Source organism: Rhizobacter sp. P3_B12 (genome assembly GCF_056402895.1).
Genome location: NZ_JBFUGN010001135.1, coordinates 1 through 1,820 on the forward strand (window position 1 = coordinate 1; position 1,820 = coordinate 1,820).

Below are 1,820 nucleotides of genomic sequence, written 5' to 3' on the forward strand. Positions count from 1 at the left end.
CGTCGTAGATGTGCTCGCGGTGCTTGTCGGCGAGCGCATCGCGCGACAGCCGCATGATCGGATCCGCCAGACGCTCGCGCTCGTACGGCTTCACCCACGGCTCGGGCGCGGCGCAGCCGGCCAGCAGCGCGGCCAGCGTCACGACAGCGGCGAGTGCTCTGCGTTGGCAACCCATGTTCATTCCTTCAGCAGGTCGCGGATCTGCTTGTCGTAGGTGTTCTCGTAGCCGTCCTGGTAGCCGCGGTGCAGGAAGCGCACGCGGCCGTCGCGGTCGATCAGCACCGTCGACGGCATGCTGTTCAGGTCGTACAGCTTACTGACGTTCTTGTCGGTGTCGAACAGCACCGGGAACGTGACGCCCAGCTTGCCCGCGACGGTGGCGGCATTGCGCGCATCGTCGTCGACGTTGACGCCCAGCAGCACGAAGCCCGAGCCCTTGTACTTGTCGTACAGCGCGTTCAGCTTGGGCATCTCCTGGCGGCACGGCGCGCACCAGGTGGCCCAGAAGTTCACCAGCACGACCTGGCCGCGCTGCTCCTTCAGGCGCAGGTTCTTGCCCTCGAGCGTGCGCAGCGTGAAATCGGGTGCGGGCGTCATCGGTGCCGCGGCCTGCGCGGGCGCCACCACGATGCCGGTGCTCAGCAGCAGCGCAGCCGTGGCGCGCAGGAATCGGGCGAACGCGGGGGCGAAAGGGAAGGATGAGCTCATGGTTCGATCAGAAGAAGAAGGTGATGCCGCCGGTCAGCTCGAGGTTCTGCGTGTTCTGGCGCTTGCCCAGCAGGTCGAGCGTGAAGATGTGGTCGCGCATGTCGACCTGCAGCGCCATCCAGTCCTTCAGGAACACGCGGGTGCCGAGCCCGACGTTGAAGGTCTGCTTGCGCTGGTCGTTGAACTTGGTGCTGCCGACGCCGCCGATCAGGTACACGGCCGACGCCTTCGCGGTGTTGCGGCCGAAGAAGATCTCGCCCGGCAGCACGTTCACGCCGATCGAGACGTTGTAGTAGCGCAGCTTCTGGCTGTCGTCGGAGAGCACGCCGCCGGGCAGGATCTGCCGGAACGATTCGTCGCTCACCTTGGTCTGGGCGTAGACGGCCTCGACGAAGTAGTCCTCGGTGATGTGGTAGCCCACGCGCAGGCCCGAGACGGCGTTGGCGCCGAAGTTCTGCGTGCTGTAGGTGCCGCCGAACAGGCCGAACTCGAAGTCGTTCGACGGGATCTTCGGCACGTTCACCGGGCGGCGGTCGACCTGCGGCACGATCACCTGCTCGTTCCCGGGTTCGACGACCTGCTGCTGGTTCTGGGCCTGCGCCGCGAACGGCGCGGCGAGGCAGGCCGCGAGGACAAGACGTTGGAGTTTGCGCATGGCCGTCAATTGAAGAAGAAGGAGAAGCCGACCGTGGCGGCACGGTACTCGGCGCTGCGGGTGTCGTCGATGAACACCGTGTAGAGCGACCAGTCGGCCCGCAGCACGAAGCGGTCGGACAGGTGGTAGCGCACGCCGATGCCGGCGTCGGCCATCTTGGAGTTGGTGCCGACCGCGTCGACCAGCGTCGAGTTCGGCACGTTCTTGAACTTGCCGAAGCCGACCGCGAAGAACGGCGACAGGCGCTTGTCGGACCAGGGCTCCACCATCAGGTTGGCATGCCAGAAATCGCTGCCGGAGAACACGCCCTGCACCTGGCCGAGCGTGGCTTCGAGCGACAGCGTGTCCGACAGGCGGTAGCCGGTCCACATCTTCAGCATCGGCTCGCCCTTGAAGCGGCCCCAGCCGGTGCCGAACTCGACGCGGCGCTTCAGGTAGTCGTCGAGCAGCACGTCAC

The 1,820-nt window shown here is 66.3% G+C and carries 4 protein-coding genes; all 4 read right to left on the reverse strand.

All coding sequences use genetic code 11. From position 1 onward, the window contains the following. Nucleotides 1-181, reverse strand: a 181-nt coding sequence (locus AC1D01_RS32980; protein ID WP_477873695.1) for a DUF4266 domain-containing protein, incomplete at its 3' end; no start/stop codon positions are given. Continuing rightward, nucleotides 178-708, reverse strand: a complete 531-nt coding sequence (locus AC1D01_RS32985) for a TlpA family protein disulfide reductase (RefSeq protein ID WP_477873696.1) — start codon at nt 706-708, stop codon at nt 178-180. The genes AC1D01_RS32985 and AC1D01_RS32980, both read right to left, overlap by 4 nt. Before the next feature lie 7 nt (nt 709-715). Continuing rightward, a complete protein-coding gene (locus AC1D01_RS32990) occupies nt 716-1,363 on the reverse strand; it encodes an outer membrane beta-barrel domain-containing protein (RefSeq protein ID WP_047511910.1) in 648 nt (215 codons plus the stop codon). A 5-nt stretch (nt 1,364-1,368) separates the two neighbouring features. Further along, a partial coding sequence (locus AC1D01_RS32995) for a porin family protein (RefSeq protein ID WP_477873697.1) occupies nt 1,369-1,820 on the reverse strand: 452 nt, incomplete at its 5' end.

Coding starts and splice junctions, on each gene's coding strand:
- AC1D01_RS32990 (WP_047511910.1), bottom strand. CDS start 1,363: ATGCGCAAACTCCAACGTCTTGTCCTCGCGGCCTGCCTCGCCGCGCCG.
- AC1D01_RS32985 (WP_477873696.1), bottom strand. CDS start 708: ATGAGCTCATCCTTCCCTTTCGCCCCCGCGTTCGCCCGATTCCTGCGC.